The following is a 24613-nucleotide window of genomic DNA, read 5'->3' as shown; positions in this document are numbered from 1 at the left end:
CGCACCGGCCGATCAGCGGGATCCGGAGAGAGGCCTGACGCATAGTCATGGCTCCATGGCCGGGCATGGCTTCGCCCTGCTGTCCGCCGATCATACCGAATTTGGAGGCCTGCCATCGGCGAAGGAGCTCCATTTTCCGCCGCCTGCATCGCTTGCGGCTATCTCCCGCCCCAACTCGCTTCTGAGACCTCCGCGAACCGCCTGACATCGTTGCACGGTGCTGCCGGCTGAGTCCGGCCGCGCCTTGAGCAGACGTGTCAGGAGCAGGTGAAATGAAGACGATACTGCGTGCCGCACTGCTTGCGGTCACGTTCCTGTCAGCGGGAGCGGCCAATGCCGATACGCTGACCCTCGAAGAGGCGATCCGCCAGTCTGTGGCCAACTCGCCGCTGGGTGCCGCAGCAACAGCCCGGGTGGAAGTGCTGGGGGCCGCGCGCGCGGCTGCTGATACAAAGCCCGCTGCGACCATCGACGGCGCCGTCGAGAACATCGGGACGAATGGTTTCAACCAGTTCCAGATCGATGCCACCTATAATCAGCGCATCGAGCGGGGCGGCAAGCGTGCGGCCCGGGTGGCACTGGCCGAAGGCGACATCGGGGTCGCGCAGGCGCAGGGGCTGATCGCGCGGCTCGATCTCGCCCAGAAGGTCCAGCAACTCTACGTCGAGGTGCAGGCCGCGACGCTCGATCTCGAACTCGCGCGCAGCCGGGTCGAGATCGCCGAAGCGCTCCAGAAAGACGTGCAGCGCCGGGTGGACGATGCCCGCGATCCGCTCTTTGCAGGAACGCGCGCGCGCACGCAGCTGGCGGAAGCCAAGGTCGATTTGGAATTGGCCGAACATGCGGTGGAAGCGGCCAAGGCCCGACTTGCTTTGCTCACCGGACAGGCCGACAAAGAGTTCGCGGTTGTGACCGACGCCTTTCTCGACTTTGCGCCAGCAGGCACAGTGCCGGACGATCTCGCCTCGATCGATCTGGCCTTGTATGAGGCGCGCAGCCGCCGCGCCGATGCCAATATCCGATTGCAGGCCGCGAACGCGCGCACCGATCCGACCGTGTTCGCCGGCCCGCGTTTCCTTGGCACGGGCGATGTCGCTCTTGTTGGCGGCTTCTCGCTGCCGCTATCGAACCGCGCACTCAACCAGGCCAATCGCGACCGCGCCGAAGCCGAGAAGCGCCAGATCGAAGCCGACCTTGCCGTCGAGCGGTTCGAGCGGCGCCGCGCCATTGGCTTTGCCGTGGAGCGGGTCGAGGAAGCGGGCCACGAGGCGGAGGCGATCCGCACCAAGGTCGTGCCCGGCGCCGAGCAGACGCTGCGCGAAGTGCTGGCGGGCTACAAGCGCGGCGGCTTCACCTTTCTCGACGTCTCGACCGCGCAAAACGCGCTGCATGACGCACGCGTGCGGATGGTCGATGCCATGACCGAATATCACCGTGCCAAGGCTGAACTTGATCGCCTGACCGGCCGGTTTGCCGAACTCGTTGGGGGTAACTGACCATGCGCCGTATCTATCTCATCGCAGCCGCTCTTCTCGCGGCACCTCTCATCGCCTGCGGTCAAGCGGGTGAGAATGCCGGGACCGCAGAAAGCGCCGAAGCCGAAGCTGCTGCGGCCGCCGATTACGAGCGCGGGCCGCACAACGGGCGGATGCTGCGCGACGGCGATTTTGCCATCGAGGTCACCGTGTTCGAGGATGGCGTGCCGCCCGAATACCGGCTCTACGCCTACCGTGACGACAAGCCGCTTGATCCCAAAGAGGTCAAGGCGCGCGTCATGATCGCGCGGCTCGACGGGGAGAAGACCACCTTCGACTTCGCCCCGCAGGACGATTTCCTGCGCGGCAATGCGGTGCTGGTCGAGCCGCACAGCTTCGATGTCGTGGTCGAGGCGAGCATGGGCGGCAAGGCTCACAAGTGGAGCTTTGCATCCTACGAGGGCCGCGCGACCATCACCGATGCGGCCGCGCGTGCTGCCGGCATCGAGACGGAGACCGTCGGCTCGCAAGCGATCGGCGATACGGTCGAGATCATTGGCCGGGTCGAACTCGATCCGGCCGGCAGCGCCGAGGTGGGCGCCAAGTATCCCGGCCCGGTGGTGGCGGTGTTCAGGAACGTCGGCGACCGGGTGGCCAAGGGAACGCTGCTCGCGAAGGTGGAGAGCAGCTATTCGCTCCAGACCTATGCGATCTACGCACCGATGGCGGGCGTGATCAGTGCGCGCAATGCCAATGTGGGGTCGATTGCCGATAGCGAGCCGCTGTTCGTGATTTCCGACCCGGCGCGCACCGTGGCGACCTTCCCGATCTTCCCGCGCGACATCGAGCGGGTGCGCCCCGGCCAGCAGGTCCAGATCCGCGGATTGGAAGGCGAGCGCACGCAGAGCGCGGTGATCCGCGATTTCCTCCCGCTTGCCGATGTCACCAGCCAGGCCGTGACCGCGCGGGCTGCGCTTCCCAACCGCGACGGCTTCTGGCGTCCCGGCATGGCAGTGCGCGGGCTGGTGACCGTGGAACAGCGCCAGGTGCCGCTGGCGGTCAGGACCGACGCGATCCAGCAGTTCCGCGACTTCCGCGTGGTCTTTGCCAAGATCGGCCAGACCTATGAAGTGCGAATGCTCGAACTCGGCAAGGAGGGGCCGGAATGGACCGAGGTGATCAGCGGCATCAAGCCGGGCACGGTCTACGCCGCCGAGAACAGCTACGTCATTAAGGCCGACATCGAAAAGTCCGGCGCAAGCCACGATCACTGAGGGGCCCCCGGAAATGCTTGAGAAAATTATCGAGCTGTCGATCCGGCAGCGTGTCGCGGTGCTGGTCGCGGCCCTGCTGCTGGCCGCCATCGGGGCCTACAGCTTCGGGCGGCTGAAGATCGATGCCGTGCCCGACATCACCAATGTCCAGGTGCAGATCAATACCGCCGCGCCCGGCTTCTCGCCGCTGGAGGCCGAGCAGCGCATCACCTTCCCGATCGAAACGGCGATCGCCGGCCTGCCGGGGCTCGAATACACGCGCTCGGTCTCGCGCTACGGCCTGAGCCAGGTGACGGTGGTGTTCGCCGACGGCACCGACATCTATTTCGCCCGCCAGCTCGTCAACGAGCGCCTGCAAGGCGTGCGTTCGACCCTGCCCGCCGGTATCGAGCCCGAACTGGGCCCGATCGCGACCGGGCTGGGCGAAATCTTCATGTATACGATCGAGGCCAAGCCGGGGGCGGTCAAAAGCGATGGCTCGCGCTACACCGCGCAGGATCTGCGCACGCTGCATGACTGGGTCGTTCGCCCCCAGCTGCGCAACGTGCCGGGGGTCACCGAAGTCAATTCGGTGGGTGGCTACCGCAAGGAATATGTGGTCGCCCCCGATCCATCGCGGCTCGCAGGCTTCGGCCTTACGGTCGAGGATGTCATCGCCGCGCTCGAAGCCAACAACGGCAATGTCGGCGCGGGTTACATCGAGCGTTCGGGCGCGCAATACCTGATCCGCGTGCCGGGGCAGGCGCAGGGCGAGCGTGACCTGGCCGGCATCATCGTCGCGACGCGCGGCGGCGTGCCAGTGCGGATCGCGGATGTCGCCGATGTCGAGATCGGCTCGGAAATCCGCAACGGCGCGGCGACCAAGGACGGGCAGGAGGTGGTGCTCGGCACCATCTACATGCTGGTCGGCGAGAACGCGCGCGAAGTCAGCGTTGCAGTGGCCGAACGCCTTGAGGAGGTGAACCGTTCGCTTCCCGGCGGGGTTGTCGCCAAGACGGTCTATGACCGCTCCAAGCTGGTCGAGGCCACCGTCTCCACCGTCGAGCGCAACCTTGCCGAAGGCGCGCTGCTGGTGATCGTGGTGCTGTTCGTGCTACTCGGCAATATCCGCGCGGCGCTGATCACGGCGGCGGTGATCCCGCTGTCGTTCCTGATGACCATAACCGGCATGGTGCAGACCAACGTGTCGGGCAATCTGATGAGCCTTGGCGCGCTCGACTTTGGCCTCATCGTCGATGGTGCGGTGATCATCGTCGAAAACTGCCTCAGGCGGTTCGGCGAGGCACAGCACAGGCTTGGCCGGGTGCTTGACCGCGAGGAGCGGTTCAAGCTCGCCGCCGGTGCCTCGGCGGAGGTTATCCGCCCAAGCCTGTTCGGCATCCTGATCATCACCATTGTCTACATCCCGATCTTCGCGCTGGAGGGCGTGGAAGGGAAGACCTTCCACCCGATGGCGCTGGTGGTGGTGATGGCGCTGACGGCCGCCTTGCTGCTGTCGCTCACCTTCGTGCCCGCAGCCGTGGCGACTTTCGTCACCGGCCGGGTCGAGGAGAAAGAGAACCGCGTCATGCGCGCGGCCAAATCCCGCTATGTCCCGATGCTCGATTTCGCGATCCGTCAGCGCCGGATCGTCGTTGGCGCAGCGGCCGTGCTGGTGGCGCTGAGCGGGCTCGCCGCGACGCGTCTGGGGTCGGAGTTCATTCCCAATCTCGATGAAGGCGACATAGCGCTGCACGCGCTACGCATTCCCGGGACGAGCCTGACCCAAGCGGTGCAGATGCAGAGCGCCCTCGAAGACCGGATCAAGAAGTTCCCGGAGGTCGACATGTTGTTCGCCAAGATCGGCACCGCCGATGTTGCCACAGATCCGGTGCCGCCTTCGGTCGCCGATACCTTCGTCATCATGAAGCCGCGCGATCAATGGCCCGATCCGCGCAAGCCAAAGGCCCAACTGGTCGCGGAGATGAACAAGGCCGTGCAGGAAGTGCCGGGCTCGCGCTACGAGTTCATCCAGCCGATCCAGATGCGTTTCAACGAACTGATCGCGGGCGTGCGTTCGGATGTCGCGATCAAGGTCTATGGTGACGATCTCGATCAGCTGGCGGCAACCGCAGCCGAAATCGAGAACGTGGTCGGCAGCATTGCCGGATCGCAGGACGCCCAGACCGAACAGGTTACCGGCCTGCCGTTCATCCAGGTTGTGCCCGACCGGCTCAAGCTCACCCAGCTCGGCCTCAATGTCGATGATGTCCAGACCGTGGTCGCCACCGCCATCGGTGGTGCCGAGGCGGGGCAGATCTTCGAGGGTGACCGGCGTTTCGACATCGTCGTGCGTCTGCCCGAGCAGCTGCGGCAGGACCCGCAGGTGATCGAGCGCCTGCCCATCCCGCTTCCTAGCGGCGGCGCTGTGCCGCTGTCCGAGGTCGCCAGCATCGAGCGCATTCAGGGGCCGAACCAGATCAGCCGCGAGGACGGCAAGCGCCGCGCGGTGGTGACCACCAATGTCCGTGGCCGCGATCTGGGATCGTTCATCGCCGAGGCGAAGGAGCGGATCGGTGCCGAGGTCGAGCTGCCCGAAGGCTACTGGATCGATTACGGCGGGACCTTCGAGCAATTGCAATCGGCGGCGACGCGCTTGCAGATCGTCGTCCCGCTCGCGCTGCTGCTGATCTTCGGCCTGCTCGTCACCCTGTTCCGATCATGGAAGGATGCCCTGGTGGTGTTCTCCGGCGTGCCGCTTGCGCTGACCGGCGGGATCGCGGCGCTGCTGCTGCGCGGTATCCCGTTCTCGATCTCGGCCGGGGTCGGGTTCATCGCCCTGTCCGGGGTTGCGGTGCTCAACGGGGTGGTGATGCTGACCTTTATCAAGCAGTTGATGGAGGAAGGCAGCGGGCTGGAGGACGCGATCCGCGACGGTGCACAGGCGCGCCTGCGCCCGGTGCTGATGACCGCGCTGGTCGCAAGCCTCGGCTTCGTGCCGATGGCGCTCAACGTCGGGCTCGGCTCCGAAGTCCAGCGTCCGCTGGCGACCGTGGTGATCGGCGGGATCATTTCCTCGACCATCCTGACCCTCATCGTCCTGCCCGCGCTCTACCGCATGGTGCGCGGGAGGGACGTGGAGGCGCAACAAGGTTCGGCCATGCCGGCGAACGTGGCATGATACATCTGGGCGGCAAGGGATAGGAGAACCCGATCATGCTATCCGTGCTTGCACACCGCACCTACCGGCATCTGTTTCTGGCGCAGGTCATCGCGCTGGTGGGGACGGGGCTTGCCACGGTTGCCCTCGGTCTGCTGGCTTACGAGATCGCCGGCGCGGATGCGGGTGCGGTGCTGGGCACGGCGCTGGCGATCAAGATGGTGGCTTATATCGGCGTCGCGCCGGTGGTCGGGGCCTATGCCGACAGGCTGCCGCGCAAGGGACTGTTGGTGGCGATGGACCTGCTGCGCGCCGGTGCTGCACTGACGCTACCGTTCGTCGATGCGGTCTGGCAGGTCTATCTGCTGATCTTCCTGCTGCAATCGGCCTCGGCGACCTTCACGCCGACGTTTCAGGCGACCATCCCCGATATTCTCCCGGACGAGGAGGAATACACCCGCGCACTCTCGCTTTCGCGCCTCGCCTATGATCTGGAAAGCCTGCTGAGCCCGATTCTGGCCGCTGCGCTCCTGACGGTGATCAGCTTCCACTGGCTGTTCGCGGGCACAGCGATCGGCTTTGCGATCTCGGCGCTGCTGGTCGTCACGGCCGCGCTGCCGCATCGCAAGGCTGCCGCGGCGATTGTCGAGAGTGTCTGGCGCAAGACCACGCGCGGCGCGCGCATCTATTTGAAGACACCCCGCCTGCTCGGCCTGCTGGCCGTGACCCTCACTGCTGCGGCGGGCAGCGCAATGGTGATCGTCAACACGGTCGTCATTGTGAAGGGCATGGGCCGCAGTCAGGGTGATGTGGCTCTGGCGCTTGCGGCCTATGGCGGCGGCTCGATGCTGGCCGCACTCGCGCTGCCGCGGGTGTTGCAGCACATCGCCGACCGGACGGTCATGCTCACGGGGGCTCTAATCCTCACCGTGACGTTTGGCGGACTGGCAGGTCTGGCGCTCGATTGGCCCCATCTTCTTGCCGGGTGGCTGGTGATGGGTATCGGCTATTCGCTCTGCGTTACGCCGGGTGGCAGGCTGCTGCGGCGGTCATCCAGCGAGGCTGATCGCCCCGCGCTCTTCGCCGCGCAGTTCGCGCTCAGCCATGTCTGCTGGCTGATGGCCTATCCGATCGCGGGGCAGGCGGGCGCCCGCTTCGGCATGACAACCGCCTTGGTCGCACTGGCGGGGCTCGGCGCTGCGGGACTGTTGCTGGCGCTATGGCGCTGGCCGACGAACGACCCCGCCGCATTGGCCCACGACCACCCCGATCTGCCCGCAGACCATCCACATCTGGCCGGGCATGGCGGTGGGCAACACGCCCATCCCTATGTCATCGACGACTTGCACGGACACTGGCCGGGCCGCTCCTGATCAGGCAATCGCCGCGCGATACCGCGCGTCGACCACCTCCCAGTCGAGATTGGCCATGAAAGCATCGACATAGCGCGCGGCGGCGGTGCCATAGTCCATGTGATAGGCATGTTCATACATGTCGAGCGCGATCAGCGGGGTGCCGGTCACCGCGCCGTGCATGTGATCCCAAGCCCAGTAATTGTGGAGCGACCGGGTGTGCGCGTTCCACGTGAGCACGCACCAGCCCGATCCGCCGGCAAGGCTCATCGCGGTGCGCCGGAACTCGGCCGCCCAGGCATCGTATCCGCCGAACCAGCTTGTCAGCGCTTCGGTGATCGATCCGCCGGGAGTGCCATTCCCGCCGAGCGCGCCGAAATAGAGCTCGTGCAGCACCACCGATCCGGTGCGGTGCAGTTCCTCGCGCTTGAGCCCGGAGTAGGCGACCGGCGGAAATTCGGGATCGGCCATCGCCGCGGCGAGCCGGGTCTCGATGGTATTGAGCCCGCGCACCGAGCCCTGGTAATTGTTCTCCCAGTGCGAGGTGATGAGCTTCTCCGACAGCCCGGTTAGTTTAGCGGGGTTAAAGCGCAGCGGCTTGGGGGTGTGCTTTCCGGCGAAGGCGGCGGCAGCAGAGGCCGGCGCCTGCCCGGCAACGCTGCCATGGGTTGCTACCAGCGCCGCGCCGGCTGCGGAAAGGGCGGCGGTGCCGATTGCCTGCCTTCGGGTAATATCGCTCATATCGTCCTCCTCACGTCGCCAGAACCAGAACCAGTCCGCCCACCCCGCAGGCCGCCAGCACGCGCAGCACCGACCACTTCAAGCCGAAGGCGAGCGTGAAGGCCAGTAGTGCCAGCAAGCCCGCGCGCCAGTCGAAGCTGGCAAGCTCGGGCCAGTAGAGCCGAACCGGGCCGACATGGCGCTGGCCCACCGCGGTAAACAGCACGTGCAGCGCGAACCACGCGGTCAGGTTGCCGATCACCCCCACCACCGCCGCCGTCACCGCTGCCAGCCCGCCTTTCAGCGCCACCGCACGGCCGAGCCGGTCAATCCACGGGGCAAAGGCGAAGATCCACATGAAGCACGGCGCAAAGGTGACCCAGGTCGTCAGCATCGCCCCGAGGAACCCTGCCATCAGCGGCGAGAACGGCTCGGGCGCGCGGAAGGCGGCGAGATAACCGACGAATTGGGTGACAAGGATCAGTGGCCCCGGTGTGGTCTCGGCCAGGCCGAGCCCGTCGGCCATTTCACCGGGCTGGAGCCAGCCGAAACCCTGCACTGCCTCCTGCGCCATATAGGCGAGCACAGCATAGGCCCCGCCAAAGGTCACCACGGCAAGCTGCGAGAAGAAGGCCCCGATATCCCACAACACATGCTCGCGCCCCAGCGTCGCCGCAATCAGCACCATCGGCGCCGCCCACACTGCGCCCCACAGCGCAATCGAGAAGAAGGTGGTGCGCCATGGCCGCTCCGGCACAGTGTCAGCCCCTGTGGCTGGCTTGAGCGCCAGCAGATCGGGTCGCCTCTTCCCCGCGATCATGCCGATGACCCCTGACCCCAGCACGATCAGCGGGAATGGGAGATCGAAGAAGAACAGGCCGACAAAGGCCGCCGCCGCGAGCCCGCGCTTCAGGCCCGTATCGAGTGCGCGCCCGGCAATCCGCAGGAGAGCTTGCACGACGATGGCCAGCACCGCCGCCTTCACGCCCAGAAACAGCGCTTCGACCCATGCGAGATTGGCGGCGATCGCATAAAGCACCGACAGCGCGAGGATGATCAGCGCACCGGGAATTACGAACAGCAAGCCCGCAGCCAGCCCGCCGCGCCAGCCATGCAGTCGCCAGCCAATCCACGTCGCCAGCTGCTGCGCTTCGGGGCCGGGAAGCAGGTGGCAAAAATTGAGCGCGTGGAGAAAGTCCTCCTCGCTTATCCATTTGTGCTCATCCACCAGCTCGCGGTGCATGAGGGCGATCTGTCCGGCGGGGCCTCCGAAACTAAGGAAGCCGATACGGGTAAACACCCGCAGCAGTTCGGCAAATGTGATGGACGGGGAAGTAGCCAGTGAAGCCAAGATAACCTCGCGCAATTCGCCCCACCGGAAATGGCAAGGCAACGAGGCAACGCTTGGGCCTGTCTTGACCTCGGCGGGAGGTTGCTTAGCCCCGCTGGGGTGCTGTTTAGCGTCCAAATAAAGGGAGATCAAGCAGACACCCGCGCGCCAATCATCCAGCCGCGCCGCTTGTTAGCATCCCTTGCATCCCACTTTTTCAGCAGAATATTATCCGGGTGACGCAGACTGTCAGTATGACCACTGTAAGTGCCTGCAGTCAGGTCGGCCGCCGACATACCGTGCCAAATTGGCCCGGAAACGCCTTTAGCTCGACACAATATCTCGCATCCAGTCGTTGATTTCCGCTTCGACCCATACGACACATTTCGGCCCCAGCGATCGCGATCTCGGGAACCGGCCCTCGCTCATACGCTGATAGATAGCGGAGCGGCGCAGTCCGACCCGGGCGATCACTTCCGGCAGGCGCAAAAGCCTCGCCGGCGGTGCTGCTTCGGGCGGTTGAGGCGTGTGCATTTCATCTGGTGTTGCATGCGGCATTGTTGATCTCACTTGCTTGGGTTCGGTCCCCTCCGAACTTTGGGATTTACCGCGACAGCGACATCGCGATGTCGCGCCCCACAAAATCATCGATGTGCTTGGCAAGCATTCGCGCCACCAGCTGCGAGGTGCCGTTGGCCCAGCGGGGCCGCAGATCCTCAATCCGTCGCCCGAGGGTCCGCTGCAGATGGACTGGAAGGCTCGTGAAAAATTCTTCGAGAAATTCGCCCATCTCGCCATGCATCCACTCACAGGCGAGCTCTTCCTGCCCGGCAAGAGCAAGGATCATGGTCGCGCGGGGGTGCGCTCCACAGGCGGCGAGCACAAGTGTCGCTTCGTCGAGCCGGATAGGCCGCTCGCCACGCGCTACGCGAAGCAGGGTTTCGCGGTGCATCCCGCATTCACTGGCAATCCGGTGGCGAGGTTTGTCAGCGGCTTCGATCGCATGGGCAAGGACGCGGGCCAGGCTTTCATTGGCCGGTCTGGCGGCAGCGGTTGGATGGTACATGGTTGTCTCCTAGGTTCTGGACTGGTGCGACTCGCAGACATAACGCGAAGCATCCCATGTAGGAAAATGAAAAGAACATACGTGGAACATCTCGTTTAGAGGCGAATCAGTTCCTCTATCCGAGTCGTCGCCAAATCCCGGCTACCGTGACGGCAGTTACCGACGTAAAAAGACTGATTTTACGTCGTTATCGTCGATTTCAAGCGCTGGACTGGATAAGATGCGTCCGCATCCTTCCACGTCCAGGCGGTATTGTCGCTGAACACTTTCCTACGAACATTTCCTAGATGCATGTGGAACACACAGCGAACGCAAGAACGCTGTGACCACCCCTCCAAGCGGAGCTTCACATGCAGTCTCTCACCCTCCCCCGGCGCGCCAGCGTCAATGGTCTCGGCAAGACCCTCAACATTGCCATCCCGGTCGCAATCGCGGCGCTTGCGGCGAGCGCCGCCTATGCCGGCGCTGACACGACCTTCACCCCAGCCCTCACGAAGTTCACGGACTTTCTGGAAGGCTCGGGCGGCAAGATCATCACGGTTCTCAGCCTCGCTGGCGGCCTGATCGGTCTGGCATCCGGGCGTTTTTCGCTCGGCCAGGTCGCCGTTCCGGTGGGTGTCGGCATCGGTGTCGGCACGGGTGTTCCGATCGTCACCTCGGTCGTGACCGCGGTCATCTGAGCGCGGCAAGGGAAGGCGGCGTCGCCATGACAGACCCCTACATCATTCCTCGGCGGCTCGATGACCCGGAGCTTATCGGCTTCTGGACCATCGACGAGTTCGCGGGAATGCTGGCCCCCTTCACTTGGGGGATCCTCACCCAGCATATCTTTATCGGCATCATAGTCGCCTTCGGCGCCTGGTTCGCATTGCGAAAGGCAAAAGCAGGACGCGCCAGCTCCTGGGTAGCCCACGCCGCATACTGGTATCTGCCTGCAGGATTTCTGGGCCTAAAGGCAACACCGCCTTCCCACTGCCGACTACTCGCCGGTTGAGGGGCACTTCCATGTATTCCGACATATCCCACGAACGGCAGCAATCGCTGCTGCGCCAGCGGAACCTCTATGCGCTCACCAGCGCCGGCCTTGGCCTTGCACTGGTCGTCGCCGGGAGCCTTGCCGCCACCCGCGACCGCGAACTGGTGCTGGTTCCGACTGTTCCCAAAGCGCTCACCGTGAGCAGTGCCGGGGTCGAGGCCGATTATCTGGAGCTCGTCACCCGCGATGCGGCCCTTGTTCTTCTCAATCGCAGTCCGGAAGGCCTCGATTACTGGATGAACGAAATCCTGAAGCTGGCAGATCCCGCAAGTTATGGCCGCCTCAAGGCCGAGCTCGTCCGGATCGTCGAAGAGCAGCGGGGCTCGGATGTCACCCAGGCATTCGTGATCCGGTCGATGACTGTCGACCCGAAAGACCTCACCTCGGATGTGACGGGCACGCTCAAGACCTTCGTCGGCGCGCAGGTGATTGCCAGCGACGAGCGCCGTTTCCGCTTCAGCTGGACTTACCGCGGCCTGCGCCTGGCGCTCGCCGGGTTTGCCCAGCTCCCCCCGCAGGACAAATCGAAGGAGGCCCAGTGATGGCTTACCGAAAAGGGACCCATATACGGGGTCTATTTCTGAGCGCGGCCGCTCTGCTCACCGCAGCATCCCCCGCTCATGCCGCCGACCAGTTCAAGCAAACGGCTGACGGCGCCGGAATCGAGTGCAGCGTTTCAGCGCGCGAGCTGACCCGCTTCGCATTGGTCGACGACCAGTTCGCCAGCGTCTCCAAGATCTCGACCGGCACGCCCTACAACGACTTTGCAGTGACCAACGAGCCGGTGCGCGGCGACATCTATGTCTCGGTGCCGGAAACTTACGCGGCGCGGTCGATCAGCTTCTTCACCACCACCAAGAAGGGCTTCGTCTACAAGGTGGCGTGCCGGGTTGAGCAAATTCCGGCGACCCAGGTCTTCATCACCAACCCCGTCATCGCGAAGAACCGGGCGGCGGATTGGGAAAGCCAGACCCCGATCGAGACCAGCGCCGTCAGGCTCATCCAGGCGATGGCCAATGACCGGACGGTCGACGGTTTCGAGGTCCGCCAATCGACTGCCATACCCGCACGGGTCGGCGATCTCGAAGTCCAGCTCATCGCTGATTATCGCGGCGCCAGCCTCACTGGGAAGGTCGTCCGCATCCACAATCGCGGAACGAAACCCGTGACGCTCGCCGAACGCGATCTCGCACCGCGCGACACGCTCGCCGTCTCGATCGCCGATCCGAAGCTCGAACCCGGGGCCAGCACAACCGCCTTTGTTGTCGGCGCAAGCGGGGAGACCGGCAATGACTGATGCAACCCATACGCCAAGCACTGCCCCTTTGCAGGCCGAGAGCGCGGCATCGTCCGAACTTTCCGGGCTCAACGCCCGCACCGCGCGCCGTCAGAAGCTGCTGCTGGGGTCGCTGGGAGCACTCGCCCTCATCGGCGGAAGCTGGTTCATCCTTGGCGGCGACGACAAGGCCAAGACCGGCGATCCCAATGCGGCGCAGACGATCGACACGGCAGGCCTGGTCAACCGCGACCTGTCCCAGCGCGAGTTCGTCGCGACCTACGGCAACAGGCTCGATGCGGTCACCCGCGAGCAGAAGGCGCTGAAGGATGGGAGCGTCCCGCGGACGGAGATCGAGGCGCAGCTGGCGGCTCTCAAAGCCGAGAACCAGGCCATGCGGGTCGATGGACAAGCTGCGATCGATGCTATCTCGGCAGAGAACGCCGAGCTCAAGACCCGGCTTGCCGCGCAGCCTGCATCACCGGCACCGGCTGTACCGCCACCGGCTTATGGGCCGCAGGCAGGCGGCTATGACGCAAGGGCCCGGTCACCTCAGACCAGTACCGGCGCCGCAGCAGGCGATCCGCAGGGCGGCATGATCTCGTCGCCTGGCGAGGTGAAGCTGATGAGCTTCAGCTCCGACAAGGCAACGACCAATGGCCTCCGTGTGGGCCGGCCCGATGCGCCACCGGTCGTCGTCGAGGATTCGCCCGATTACCTGCCGCCCAACTCCTACGCGCCGGCACGCGTAATCGTCGGCGTCGATGCCTCGGCAGGCGTCGCAAGCCAGACCGATCCGCTGCCTGTGGTGCTTCGGATCACCGGCCCTGCTCGTTCGGTCATGCAGAACGGAAAGGTTCTGACCACCCGGATCCAGGGCTGCGTTGTCAACGGCGCGGCACGCGGGGATCTCAGCAGTGAGAAGGTCTACGTGAAGCTCGCCCGCATGACCTGCGATCAGCCTGGCGGCAGGGTCGCAGTGAGCGAGGTCAAAGGCTTCATCAGCTTCGCTGGCAAGTCCGGGGTCCGCGGCCGCGTCGTCAGCCGCGAAGGCAGCCTTGTCAGCCAGGCCCTGCTGGCCGGGATCGTCGGCGGCTTCGGGCGCGGCTTCTCGGCCAATGCCAACAGCGTCTTTTCCGGCGTCACGACCAACCCCGACGGCAGTCGCTCCAAGCTCTCGGCCGGCGACATTCTCGGTGGCGGGCTTGGCCAGGGTGCCGCCGACGCTGCCGACACGGTCAGCAAATACCTGATCGAGCGCGCCGAACAGTACCAACCCGTCGTCGAGATGCCGACCGGCATCGATGTCGAGATCGTGTTCCTCGACGGCGTCTACGTGAGGAACTCCCAATGATCGAAAATACTCTCCTCGAGCAGGACAATCGTCGGCGCCGCTGGTTGCGTACCAGCGCCGGACTGGCGGCGATCATCGCCGTGTCGGCCGCGACGGGATGGGGTGTGGCAAGCCTTGCTGCCCCTGCTGCCGCTCCGGACACGGCGAAAGTTCGAGAGGCGCTCAAGCTGCGCCTGCCCAAGACGCCGATCGACGCGATCAACTGCAAGGGCCTTGGCGGCCTGTGCGAGGTCGCGTCCAAATCAACACTCTTCTACGTCGACCGGGCTGCGAAGTATCTGGTGATCGGCCGGGTCTACGACATGGAAGCCCGTCAGGATCTCACGGCTGCCCGGTTGCTTGCCCTTAATCCGGACTTGTTGGCAGCGGGGGCAGCGCGGCGCAGCAATTCCGAGACGCAAGCGGAAGGCGGTCCAAGCGCAGCCGCAGCGTCAGCCCGGACCACCCCGCCGCGCCATGTCCCGCTCGGCAATCTTCCCGCCAAAGGCGCGATCACCTGGGGTCCTGCCAACGGTCCGCGTGTCGTCGTCTTTTCAGACTTCCACTGCGGCTATTGCAAGAAGCTCGAGGCCGAATTGAAGGCAATCGGAGCGCGGGTTGAAGAGCGGCCGATCTCGATCTTCGGGGCGGAAAGCCGGCGCGATGCCGAACGGGTGCTGTGCTCGCCGCGGCCTGAGCTGGCGCTGCATATGGCCTATTCGGGTCTCGCGCTCGCCAATCCCAAACCCTGCGACACGAGCGGTCTCGATGCCAACGAGGCCTTCGCGCGAGCCCACGGCTTTGGCGGCACCCCTGTGATCGTGCGCCCCGCCGATGGCGCCGTTCTCGAAGGCTACCGGCCTGCCGCTGTACTCCGGGACTTCCTGCGCGCTGGCCCCTCCCTGGCCCCCACCCCTGCTCCCAAAGGATAGACCCATGCTTTTTCCGACACGTCTCCTTGCCTGCGCCTGTCTGGCCGGCCTTGCCAGTGGCTGCGCCACGTTCGGCACCAACGTCGAGGGCGATTTCACCTGCCGCGCACCGAAGGGCGACTGCGCACCGGCTCACGTTATCGATGCCAAGGCGACGGACAATCTGTCGAACGGCACGCTGCTCCATGCTGACGCGCGGCAGAAGTCAGGCGTCGTGGATGCCGACACCAGCCGCACAGCGGAACGCACCTTGCGCGTCGTCTTCCCCGCTCATGTCGATGAAGCTGGAACGCTGCATGACGAAGCGGTCGCCTGGACCGTCGTCGAAAATCCGCGCTGGGCCACCGAGCTGCGCCGCAAGGCGGGCGAGGGCCAGGGCGGATCCCTGATGCGCCAGGTCCATCGGCAGCTGAAAGCCGCCCAGAGAGCCCCAGCACCGGACGGTGCGGAAGGAGACCCGAACGTAGCTGACGAGGCGTCGCCCTTCTCGTCTGCACGCGACGACGCGGGTCAGGCTGGGGGCATCTGGGGCGCCGATGCCCCCAGTCCCTTCAACGAAACTTCAGATGCCTCGCCGCTGGTCCTCCCCTCCACGGCGCGCGAGGCCGTTGCCGGTGCCAAGGCACCGGCGGTCGAGGGGTTCGACACGTCGCCTCCCCCGCGTGATCGAGCCCCTCGGCCTGGGGCGGGGCAGAGCGCTCCGGTGTTCCCGAGCGAAGCGGCGATTGAAGCCGCGAAAGCTGCAATCCGCCCGGCAGTCAGAAACGGCGAACAGCCGATCGTCAGCACCTCGCAGCCCAAGGAGCCCAAGTGATGGCCGAACAACTCAAGACCGTCGTCGATCGGCTGCTCAGCGGATTGCTGGGTGATGCCGAGCACGCCGACAAAGCCCGCCCGCAGCTCATGGTCGACATGCTCTCCGACTGGCTCCCCTACCGGGTCTACGATCCGGCAACCCGCCTTTACTTCAACGCACGCTCGAAGGGCTTTGTCCTTTCGGTTACGCCGCTGATCGGAGCCGACGAGCGCACCGGCGAAATCCTAGGACAGTTCTTCTCGGAAGGCCTGCCAGCAGGCGCCTGCCTGCAGGTGCTCCACCTCGCCAGCCCGCGCATCAGCAGGATCATCGCCCCGTGGTTCGCCCCTCGATACATCCAGGGCGGCGTGTACGAGGCGATTGCCCGGCACCGGGCGCGGCGGCTCTATTCGCTCGTCTGGGAGTCCGGCTCGCCGGATGCGCCCTTCCATGCGCGGCATCACCAGGTGATCGTCTCGGTCGGGGTGCCGAGCTCCAAGTCGGTCAGCAATGAGGATCTCAAGCAGACCCGCGATGGCCTGGTGGCGATGCTCAAGTCGCTCAATCTCGGCGTGGTCGAAGTCGGGCCGGAAGCGCTCATCGCTGTCATTGATGATCTGACTTCGCCCACCACCGCCCCGCAGGACGATGCGGTGCCCTACAACCCGAATGATCCAATTGCATCCCAGGCGATCCGCCACGACATCGAACTGGTGGTGGCTGAAGATCGCATGCGGCTCGTGACCGAGCGTTTCCGCCCCACTGGCAAGGTCAATGACGGCGTGCCCGAGATCGGGACCGTCTATCCCGATGTCTTCGATGTCCGGCATTTTGCCGTACGCAACATGCCATCGCGCTGGGCTCCGTGGGAATGCGCGCGGCTGATCGGCGACCTGTTCACCGACAAGCTGCGCTTTCCCTGCCCGGCCGCGACCATGCTCTGTCTCGTCTATCCGGACCAGGAGGCGGCTTCGGCGAAGGCCGGGTTCAAGTTCATGCGGACCACCAGCCTCGCCGGGACCCGCAGCGCCCGGTTCCTGCCTCGGATTGGCGAACAGGCCGCCGAGTGGCAGCATGTTCAGGCCGAGCTCCAGGAAGGCCGCCGTCTCGTGCGGGTTTTCTACGGTGTGACGACCTATTCACCGCTGGGCCAGGGCGACCGCCACGAACGCGCGATCAAATCGATCTACAAGGCGGCGGGCTGGGACCTTACGGACGAGCGCTACCTCCAGATCCAGGGATTGCTCGCCGCGATGCCGCTCACCCTGGCTGACGGGCTCGGCGCCGACATGGAGCGGCTGAAGCGGTTCAAGACCGTGTTGTCGACGACCGCCGCCAATATCGCGCCCATGCAGGGCGAGTATCTCGGCAGCGCCCACCCCCACCTGCTGTTCGTCGGGCGGCGCGGCCAGCCCTTCTTCTGGTCCCCGTTCGAGAACGAGGCCGGCAACCACAATGTCGCGATCTGCGGCAAGTCGGGATCGGGGAAGTCGGTGCTGCTCCAGGAGATGTGCGCCGCGCTGCGCGGTGCCGGCGCACAGGTTGTCGTGATCGACGATGGCCGCAGTTTCGAGCACTCGGTCAAGCTGCAGGGCGGCCGCTTTGTCGAGTTCACGATTGCTGCGGGCTTCTGCCTCAACCCGTTCTCGATGATCGATGCCACCCGCGCCGCGGAAGACGAGGACTACCGCCTCGACTGCTTCGGGATGATCAAGGCCATCGTCGGGCAAATGGCTCGCCACAGCGCGAAGCTGACGGATACCGAACGCGGATTGATCGACCGGGCGGTCAACCTCGTCTGGGCGCAGCACGGCGCGGCTGCCACGGTCACGACCGTCGGCGAGATGCTGGCCAGTATCGGCCATGACACTGCGGCAGATATCGCAACCGCGCTTGCACCCTACATGGCGGGCGGAACCTACGGCGCCTTCTTTGAAGGCCAGGCGAGCCTCGACCTCGATGCGGACTTCACGGTCTTCGAGATGTCCGACCTTGCGAGCCGTGAGGATCTGCGCAGCGTCGTGCTCTCAGCCATCATGTTCATGACCAGCCAGGCCATGACGCGAAGCCCAAGGTCGCTGCGCAAGCTTCTGCTGATCGATGAAGCCTGGTCGATGCTCAAGGGCGGCTCGATGGGTGAATTCGTCGAAACCTACGCCCGGACCTGCCGCAAATATGGCGGCGCGCTGGCGACCGCTACCCAGTCGCTCAACGACTACTACAAGTCCGACGGGGCAACGGCGGCGCTCGAGAACAGCGACTGGATGCTGATCCTTCAGCAGAAGCCGGAGACGATCGCCGATTTCAAGGCGAGCAAGCGCCTCGATATGGACGATCGCACCGAGACGCTGATCCGCAGTCTCAAGCGCTCCGGGAGCGACTATTCCGAGGTGTTCATCAAGGGGCCGGAGACCGAGGCGATCGGGCGGCTCGTGCTCGATGACTATTCGGCAACGCTCTTCTCGAGTTCGCCCCAAACCTTCGCCGCCATCGATGCCGAGATCGCGCGCGGGCACCAGCTCGCCGATGCGATCGAGCGCATCGCTCATCCCAACCGCTGACACCCCATCACCAAAGGATCCCTAATTCCATGCCTCTCCACCTCGTCACCCCCTTCGACCGGAACGACCCGTCCGAAGACGAACAGCCCGTCAGCCAGCCAGTCCAGACCTTGCGCTCGCGCATGGCCGATGGCTGCTACATTCTGCTTCGCGGCTGCCTGTTTCTCGGCTCATCCTACCTGATGGCGCTGGGCCTGCCGCTGTTGTTCTTCCTGCTGTTGTCGGGCGGCAATCCCGATGCCTTCTTCGCCCATGTCGCCAATCTCGGTGACCGCTTCCTCGCGGCCGACCTCGCACGGCGCGTGACATTCCTCGGCCAGTGCAAGTTCGTTCTGATCGGTCTCGCGACGCTCGTCGTCGTGTGGCGCATGCCGCGCTTCATCCGCGATCTCGACCGCGAACTTTCGGGAGAAAAGCTGTGAAGAACATTCTGGCAACATCGAGCCTGCAGGGGCGGCTTTCAGCGATCAATCTCACCGCTGTCGTGGTCGGCGCTGGCATGGTCGGTCAGGTTCTGTGGGGTGTCTGGGCGACGGACAAGCTGCTCACCCTGGAAAAACGCGAGGTCGTCACGGTCCAGCTGAGCCGGATCATGGGCGACTTCATCGAAGCCGAAGCGCGTGCCGGTCGGCCGCCTGAAGAAACCAGACTGCGCGTCCAGGCCTACCTCAAGGCCGTGGAAGCCTCGGTACAGAAGCTCGGACGCGAAGGCCGGACAGTTCTGGTTGCCGAAGCAGTGGTCGCCGGGAGCACACCGGACCTGACCGGGTCTGTGCGTGCCGACGTCGTGCGCCGCATGGGAGCCCTTCCCGATGCTGCCCGCTGATCTCTTGATCCGCTCAGCATCGGCGCGCCGGCTCGTGCTTTGGGGCGGGCTCGGCGCCGGGGCACTGGCGCTCTCCTCGCTTGCCGCCTTCGCGCAGGGCCATGCGCTCATGATCAATGTGAGCCCCAGCCTGCCCTACTGGGCCATCTGGGTCACGCGAGGGGCACCCGTGCATCGCGGGGACATCATCCTGTTCGAACCGCCCACCTCGCCTTTGTTGGTCAAGCATTTCGGGGCGAAGCCCAAGCCGTTCGGCAAGCGGGTGAGCGGTGTTCCGGGCGACATCATCACCGAGCAAAACCGCATCTACTTCGTCAACGGTGAGGCCGTGGCCAAGGCCAAGCTTGAGAGCCGCCTCGGCGAACCGCTGGCGCTTGGACCTACGGGGCGCGTGCCGAAAGGCTGCTACTTCGTCACCAGCGAACACAAGGATGGCTTCGACAGTCGTTATGCCGCGATCGGTTGGATCTGTGGACCGCGCATACTCGGGGTCGGGAGGCCAATCCTGTGAGGCTCCTCACTCTGCCGGTTTGCACCACTGCGCTGGCGCTGGCCATCGCACCACAGGCAATGGCTCGCGATTACGGCCAGCACGGCGCGGTATGGCCGGTCATCGAACCGGACCTGCTTCAGCAGATCCATGCCAGGCTCACCCAGCTTGAGAAGACCGGCGAAACGGCCCGTCTCAACGAAGAGCTGAAGCGGCGGACAATCGCTCGGGTGGACCGGCCAGAGCCGGTCGCGGGCGTTACGCTCGCCTCGGCACTGCGCAGCTGGCGCTTCGATCCGACGATCACCGCCCCGCGCGATATTGCCGACGACAAAGGCCGGGTCATCATTGCTGCAGGCACGCGGGTCAATCCGCTCGATACCGTGCCGCTGCGCGCACCTCTCGTCTTTCTCGATGGGGACGACCCGGCACAACTCGCCTGGGCCACTCGTCGCTATGCCAGCACAAAGGCCAAGCTCATCCTCGTAGCCGGTGCGCCGCTCGAACTCATGAAGGCCCGTCAGCGGCGCTTCTACTTCGATCAGGGCGGCACGCTGGTGAAACACTTCGGCATTCGCGCGGTGCCCGCAACCGTCGAGCAGCAGGGCCGCGCGCTCATCATCACCGAACACCCCGTGGCTCTCAAGGAGCGTGCGCCGTCATGAGCAAGAAAATACGCCTTCTGTCATGGCTTTGCGGAGCACTTCTGCTCACCAGCCTGAGCGTCGTGTCCAGTGCTCCTGCCCAGGCTGCGGCCGGCCCCGGGCGCTGCACTGGCAAGTTCGTCAATCCGATCACGGACATTTGCTGGTCATGCCTGTTTCCGATCTCGATCGGTGGCCTGAAGATCTGGCCGTCGAGCCGTCCCGATCCGAGCAACCCGGCTCTCCCCGTTTGCCTCTGCGGTTTGCGGCCCGGCATCGCCATGGGGTTCTGGGAGCCGGTCCGGCTTGCCGACGTCAGCATGAAGCCATGGTGCTTTGTCAATCTCGGCGGGATGAAGCTCGATCCGGGGTTCGACATCGGCTTCAAGTCGATGGCGGGGCCATCGGCGGTTGGCGGCGCCACGCAGTACAGCTCGCAGTGGCATGTCCACTGGTATGCCTATCCGCTGATATACTGGATGGAGATCGTCGCCGATTTCCTTTGTCTCGAGTCCGGCTCGATCGACATCCTCTACATCACCGAGATTGATCCGCTGTGGCAGGACAGCGAGCTAACCGCGATTATCAATCCCGAGGCGGTCCTCTTCGCCAATCCCTTGGCGCTTGCCGCATGTGCAGCGGACTGCGTGGCGGCAACGGCCAAGCTGCCGACCGATGAGCTGTTCTGGTGCGCAGGCTGCCAGGGCACGATGTATCCGCTCAACGGCAATGTCTCGGCAACGATCGGCCATGTGCAGGCATCGCGGCTCGCGCTCGCCCGCTTCTCCTACAAGCTCCACCGCGAACTCGTCGCTTGGGGGACGATGGGCAGCAAAGGGCTTTGCGGCAAGTACCTCATGCCGGTGATGCGCAAGCAGCAATACCGCTTCCAGGCCACCAATCCCAATCCGCAGACCAAGGGCCGCTACGCCTGCGCGCCCATTGGTGCCTCTACCACCTTCATGTCGGCAGGCCAGGTCTATCCCGCCATTGGCGAGGACATGGGCTACCTGGTCTGGCGCAAGCGGAATTGCTGTGCGCTATGAACAAACTTCCTCATCTTCTTGTCGTCGCATCGCTTTCCAGCCTTGCTGCTTTGGCTGGCGCCTCGGCGCAGACGGCCGAACCGGACCTCGATCTGGCCGCTATCCGGGCGCGGGCCAGTGCTGGTGCCCCCGATGCCGACGCGCTGTCCGCCAATGCCCGCGCCAGAGCCGAAGCCCTCGCGCGGGAGGCGAGGACCAGCTCCGACGAGGCCGAGGCGCACGCTCGCCGCTACACACGTGAGGCCGCCGCAAACACGAAGCCTGGTGAGGCCAGCACATTCGATTTTGACCGAATGGTGGCCGATGCAGGCGCCATGACCAGCGAAGGCATGGGCGAGGCGCCGAGGTTCATCGCCTTTGCTTCGCTATCGATGCCGCCTGCAGCGCTGCGTGCGATGATCGACGACGTGACCAAGGCTGGCGGTGTTGTTGCCTTGCGCGGGCTGCCCGGCAACAGCGTCAAGGCTCTCACCACGGCATTGGCCAAAGTTGCCAAGCCCGGCGAGCAGCTGGACGGCGTCGGCATCGACCCGCGACTGTTCCGCGCCTTCGGGATCGAGTCGGTTCCCACCTACGTCGTCACCAGCAGCGACTTCGATCTGTGCGACGGGTTCGACTGCCGGACGCAAGTTCCGCCGCACGACCGGATGAGCGGCAATGTCAGCGCAGCTTACGCGCTCGAGACCTTCGCGCGCGGCGGCGGCCCCGGCGCTTTGCTCGCCGCCCAGCACCTCGCCCGTCTTGAAAGGCAGGTTCCATGAAACGATCGGTCCTCTCTCTGGCTGGCGTGGGCGGGCTTCTTCTCGCCCTCGCCGGCCCGCTCTACGCCCAGACTACAACCGATGCTGCCAAGGCCGATGGCAAGGCTTTCGGACAGGACAAGGCAGCCGCGGCGCAAAGCGCGGCAACGACGAACCCGGATGCAAGCCGCATCCCCAATTTCGGCGGCACGCCGAGCCAGTCGGGTTACTTCGACGATCCTGACCGGATGAGCCGCGAAGCGGCGAGCCAGGCGACGACCAACACAGGCTACAAGGCCATGCGGGATTCGATGGACCGGCGCGCCCGGTTTGCGCCGCAGGATCTCGATGCAACGATCGCGCGCAGCAATGTGATCAGCGATGACCCGCTCGCCTATACGAGCGGAATGGCCATCGGCGGCTCACAGGGACGCTGCGTGCCCTTGCCGCCGGCCAGCGGAACCGCGGCGCGCTACATGGCGACCTGCAATGTCGGCTATACGGCGACACAGGAAACGCGGACCTGCCCCGTGACGTTGACCGCGCGTGTCGAGCAGCGGCAGGTCTACGGCTACTATTGCGTAGGCGGCAGCGGTGTGGACCCGGCTTCGATCTACAATTGCAACCGCTACCCCGCTCCGCAATGCACGGTCACGCAGTCCTATCCGATCAACCTGTGCGATCCCTATTTCGGGATCTACTGGGGCTGTAACTCGGGCGATCTGAGGGTCGATCTCGTGAGTTGCACGGCGCCGGTCGATGGCGCGACGCCCTACACGGTGACAGGCGAGAACGTCGTCACGACCACGCGCGATGAAAGCCAGTGTGCTGGTCTTGCGGCTGATACCTCGTGCCAGCAGGACACCGAGACGTGCACGGACAGCGACCCGGTGACCCGCATCGTCGATGGCATCGCCGTGACGCAGCCGTGCTGGGCGTGGAGCCGCAGTTATAGCTGCGCGCAGTTCATCGAGGCACAGGACTGCCAGACACTTGAAGCCACTCCGGGCTGCAAGCTGGTGCGCGAAGACTGCCTCGCGGGGGAGCCCTGCCGCACCTGGGAGCGGGTCTATGATTGTCCGGTTCCAGACCAGCCTGCGAACACCAACCAGTTCATCTGCGACGGCGATGTCTACTGCATCGATGGCTCGTGCGAGACCATCCAGCGCGAGGCCAACGACGAGTTCAAGGACGCGGCCGTCGCCTTGAACGCGATGAACCAGGCGCGCCGCGAATTCGATCCGGACAACCTCACTCTGTTCAAGGGGACCCGGGAAAGCTGCTCGTCCAAGGTCTTCGGCGTGCTCAACTGCTGCAAGGGCAAGGGTTTCCCGCTCATCCCGGGCATCCAGCTGCTCGTAGCGCTGGGCTGCAGCCGCGAGGAGATGCTGCTGCATCAGAAGGATGCGCAGGGTCTGTGCGCCTACGTCGGCACTTATTGCTCGTCCTCCTTCCTTGGCGTGTGCCTGACCAAGCGCAAGGTCTACTGCTGCTTTGAATCCAAGCTCTCGCGGATCCTGCAGGAGCAAGGCCGCCAGCAGCTGAACAAGCCCTGGGGCAAGCCGAAGACCGAGCAATGCCAGGGCTTCACCATCGACGAGTTCGCCCGGCTCGACCTCTCGAAAATGGACTTCAGCGAGGTCTACGCCGAGTTCACCGACGCCGCCCGCCTGCCCGACGAGCTTCAGGCCACCCAGGACATCCAACAGAAGATCGAGGACTACTATGCACGCGCCCGCCAGTAAGGTCGCGTGGCGGCTGCTTGCCGCCTGCGCAATTGCCAATTCCGTTTTCCAGTTTTCTGCGGCGACCGCCCAGCCGGTCGCAAGCCGGACCGATGCGCCGCCCAGCGCACAATCGGCCGAGCGCCAGGATAGCTTCTATTGCGAAGAGCGGCGGCTCGGATACTGGTTCTACTGCGAGCGGCCCAAGCCGCCGGAGCAGAATTCGCCCTCGCCAGCACCTACGTCCAGCGCGACCAGCCAACTTGACGCGATCACTGCGACGTTGCGCGAACTGAAGGCCAAGGCGATCCTCGAGCCGACGCCAGCAAATGTGACGGCCTATATTCGGTTCCAGCGCGCCCAGCTCGACCGGGCATCGCTCTTCAGCGACGTCTGGCAGCGGGCGATGTGGCAGGATCCCGAGCTCGACTACACGCTGCAGCGCCCGGTCTCGACGCTTGGCAAGCGCCAGTGGCAGGATTCGCGAAGCGCGGAACGGAACGCCGCGATGGCCCAGCTTTCCGAGCGTTACGGGCTCTTCTACTTCTTCGCCCAGAGCTGCGGCGCTTGCGAAGTCATGTCGCCGATCGTGCAGAGCGTTGCCTCGACGTGGCATATCGCGGTGCGCGCGATTTCGACCGATGGCGGCCCGTCGCGGCATTTCCCGAACTACACGGTCGAGACCAACCAGCGCAGCCGCATGGGGCTCGAGCCCAAGATCACGCCAGCGGTCGTGCTCTGGGACGCGCGGACCGGCCGCCCCATTCCGATCGGCTACGGCGTCATGAGCGCCGACGAGCTTCAGGACCGGATTTACCTCCTCACATCGAAGGAAGCTGGACGTGACTACTAG

The 24613-nt window shown here is 64.9% G+C and carries 24 protein-coding genes; 20 read left to right on the top strand and 4 right to left on the bottom strand.

What is annotated here, in order from left to right:
- Positions 1 to 272: 272 nt before the first annotated feature.
- The 4 genes from AN936_RS05270 (at position 273) to AN936_RS05255 (ending at position 7261) form a co-directional block, all read left to right on the top strand.
- The gene (locus AN936_RS05270; protein ID WP_054587215.1) at positions 273 to 1496 is read left to right on the top strand and encodes a TolC family protein; all 1224 of its coding nucleotides are present in this window, start codon (positions 273 to 275) and stop codon (positions 1494 to 1496) included.
- Positions 1497 to 1648: 152 nt separating this feature from the next.
- On the top strand, positions 1649 to 2749 hold the full coding sequence (locus tag AN936_RS05265; RefSeq protein WP_234715749.1) for an efflux RND transporter periplasmic adaptor subunit: 1101 nt from the start codon (positions 1649 to 1651) through the stop codon (positions 2747 to 2749).
- A gap of 13 nt (positions 2750 to 2762) precedes the next feature.
- Entirely contained in the window at positions 2763 to 5909 is a 3147-nt protein-coding gene (locus AN936_RS05260) for an efflux RND transporter permease subunit (protein ID WP_054587213.1), read from the top strand.
- 35 nt (positions 5910 to 5944) lie between these two features.
- Positions 5945 to 7261: an MFS transporter gene (locus tag AN936_RS05255; protein ID WP_054587212.1), complete on the top strand. Its 1317-nt coding sequence runs from the start codon at positions 5945 to 5947 to the stop codon at positions 7259 to 7261.
- On the opposite strand, the gene AN936_RS05250 is transcribed toward AN936_RS05255, so the two are convergent.
- From AN936_RS05250 to AN936_RS05235, 4 genes are all read right to left on the bottom strand, one after another.
- On the bottom strand, positions 7262 to 7981 hold the full coding sequence (locus AN936_RS05250) for a superoxide dismutase (RefSeq protein WP_084758186.1): 720 nt from the start codon (positions 7979 to 7981) through the stop codon (positions 7262 to 7264). It abuts the gene before it with no gap.
- 10 nt (positions 7982 to 7991) lie between these two features.
- Positions 7992 to 9302, bottom strand: coding sequence for a chromate efflux transporter (chrA, locus tag AN936_RS05245; RefSeq protein ID WP_054590117.1), 1311 nt, complete (start codon positions 9300 to 9302; stop codon positions 7992 to 7994).
- A 312-nt stretch (positions 9303 to 9614) separates the two neighbouring features.
- On the bottom strand, positions 9615 to 9848 hold the full coding sequence (locus AN936_RS05240; RefSeq protein WP_419470483.1) for an AlpA family phage regulatory protein: 234 nt from the start codon (positions 9846 to 9848) through the stop codon (positions 9615 to 9617).
- Between the two features lie 46 nt (positions 9849 to 9894).
- Positions 9895 to 10356 (bottom strand): hypothetical protein, encoded by a 462-nt coding sequence (locus AN936_RS05235; protein ID WP_054587210.1) that lies wholly within the window; start codon positions 10354 to 10356, stop codon positions 9895 to 9897.
- Between the two features lie 350 nt (positions 10357 to 10706).
- Between AN936_RS05235 and AN936_RS05230 the strand changes: the two genes are divergently transcribed.
- From AN936_RS05230 to AN936_RS05155, 16 genes are read left to right on the top strand one after another with little or no spacing between them, the layout of a single operon-like run.
- Positions 10707 to 11036: a hypothetical protein gene (locus AN936_RS05230; RefSeq protein WP_054587209.1), complete on the top strand. Its 330-nt coding sequence runs from the start codon at positions 10707 to 10709 to the stop codon at positions 11034 to 11036.
- 26 nt (positions 11037 to 11062) lie between these two features.
- Positions 11063 to 11350 carry a type IV conjugative transfer system protein TraL gene (gene traL, locus AN936_RS05225; RefSeq protein ID WP_054587208.1) on the top strand — a complete coding sequence of 96 codons (288 nt, stop codon included), beginning with the start codon at positions 11063 to 11065 and terminating at the stop codon, positions 11348 to 11350.
- Positions 11351 to 11361: 11 nt separating this feature from the next.
- Positions 11362 to 11934 (top strand): type IV conjugative transfer system protein TraE, encoded by a 573-nt coding sequence (locus AN936_RS05220; RefSeq protein WP_054587207.1) that lies wholly within the window; start codon positions 11362 to 11364, stop codon positions 11932 to 11934.
- Positions 11934 to 12689, top strand: a complete 756-nt coding sequence (locus AN936_RS05215) for a type-F conjugative transfer system secretin TraK (RefSeq protein WP_054587206.1) — start codon at positions 11934 to 11936, stop codon at positions 12687 to 12689. Before AN936_RS05220 ends, AN936_RS05215 begins: the two co-directional genes overlap by 1 nt.
- Positions 12682 to 14022, top strand: coding sequence for a TrbI/VirB10 family protein (locus tag AN936_RS05210; RefSeq protein WP_054587205.1), 1341 nt, complete (start codon positions 12682 to 12684; stop codon positions 14020 to 14022). The genes AN936_RS05215 and AN936_RS05210 overlap by 8 nt, the downstream gene beginning before the upstream one ends.
- Entirely contained in the window at positions 14019 to 14933 is a 915-nt protein-coding gene (locus AN936_RS05205) for a DsbC family protein (RefSeq protein WP_054587204.1), read from the top strand. Before AN936_RS05210 ends, AN936_RS05205 begins: the two co-directional genes overlap by 4 nt.
- A gap of 4 nt (positions 14934 to 14937) precedes the next feature.
- Positions 14938 to 15747: a conjugal transfer protein TraV gene (locus AN936_RS05200; protein ID WP_054587203.1), complete on the top strand. Its 810-nt coding sequence runs from the start codon at positions 14938 to 14940 to the stop codon at positions 15745 to 15747.
- Positions 15747 to 18290 (top strand): type IV secretion system protein TraC, encoded by a 2544-nt coding sequence (gene traC / locus AN936_RS05195; protein ID WP_054587202.1) that lies wholly within the window; start codon positions 15747 to 15749, stop codon positions 18288 to 18290. Before AN936_RS05200 ends, traC begins: the two co-directional genes overlap by 1 nt.
- Positions 18291 to 18319: 29 nt before the next feature.
- Positions 18320 to 18712 (top strand): hypothetical protein, encoded by a 393-nt coding sequence (locus AN936_RS05190; RefSeq protein WP_054587201.1) that lies wholly within the window; start codon positions 18320 to 18322, stop codon positions 18710 to 18712.
- On the top strand, positions 18709 to 19116 hold the full coding sequence (locus AN936_RS05185) for a type-F conjugative transfer system protein TrbI (protein ID WP_054587200.1): 408 nt from the start codon (positions 18709 to 18711) through the stop codon (positions 19114 to 19116). The genes AN936_RS05190 and AN936_RS05185 overlap by 4 nt, the downstream gene beginning before the upstream one ends.
- Positions 19103 to 19627: a S26 family signal peptidase gene (locus tag AN936_RS05180; protein WP_054587199.1), complete on the top strand. Its 525-nt coding sequence runs from the start codon at positions 19103 to 19105 to the stop codon at positions 19625 to 19627. The genes AN936_RS05185 and AN936_RS05180 overlap by 14 nt, the downstream gene beginning before the upstream one ends.
- On the top strand, positions 19624 to 20271 hold the full coding sequence (gene traW, locus AN936_RS05175; RefSeq protein WP_084758185.1) for a type-F conjugative transfer system protein TraW: 648 nt from the start codon (positions 19624 to 19626) through the stop codon (positions 20269 to 20271). The genes AN936_RS05180 and traW overlap by 4 nt, the downstream gene beginning before the upstream one ends.
- Entirely contained in the window at positions 20268 to 21296 is a 1029-nt protein-coding gene (gene traU, locus AN936_RS05170; protein ID WP_054587197.1) for a conjugal transfer pilus assembly protein TraU, read from the top strand. The genes traW and traU overlap by 4 nt, the downstream gene beginning before the upstream one ends.
- Positions 21293 to 22057: a type-F conjugative transfer system pilin assembly protein TrbC gene (trbC, locus tag AN936_RS05165; protein ID WP_054587196.1), complete on the top strand. Its 765-nt coding sequence runs from the start codon at positions 21293 to 21295 to the stop codon at positions 22055 to 22057. The genes traU and trbC overlap by 4 nt, the downstream gene beginning before the upstream one ends.
- Positions 22054 to 23781, top strand: coding sequence for a conjugal transfer protein TraN (locus AN936_RS05160; protein WP_054587195.1), 1728 nt, complete (start codon positions 22054 to 22056; stop codon positions 23779 to 23781). The genes trbC and AN936_RS05160 overlap by 4 nt, the downstream gene beginning before the upstream one ends.
- Positions 23762 to 24613, top strand: a complete 852-nt coding sequence (locus AN936_RS05155) for a conjugal transfer protein TraF (RefSeq protein WP_054587194.1) — start codon at positions 23762 to 23764, stop codon at positions 24611 to 24613. The genes AN936_RS05160 and AN936_RS05155 overlap by 20 nt, the downstream gene beginning before the upstream one ends.

It is taken from the genome of Sphingopyxis macrogoltabida (genome assembly GCF_001307295.1).
GTDB lineage: Bacteria > Pseudomonadota > Alphaproteobacteria > Sphingomonadales > Sphingomonadaceae > Sphingopyxis > Sphingopyxis macrogoltabida_B.
This window is presented reverse-complemented; position numbering and strand designations above follow the sequence as displayed.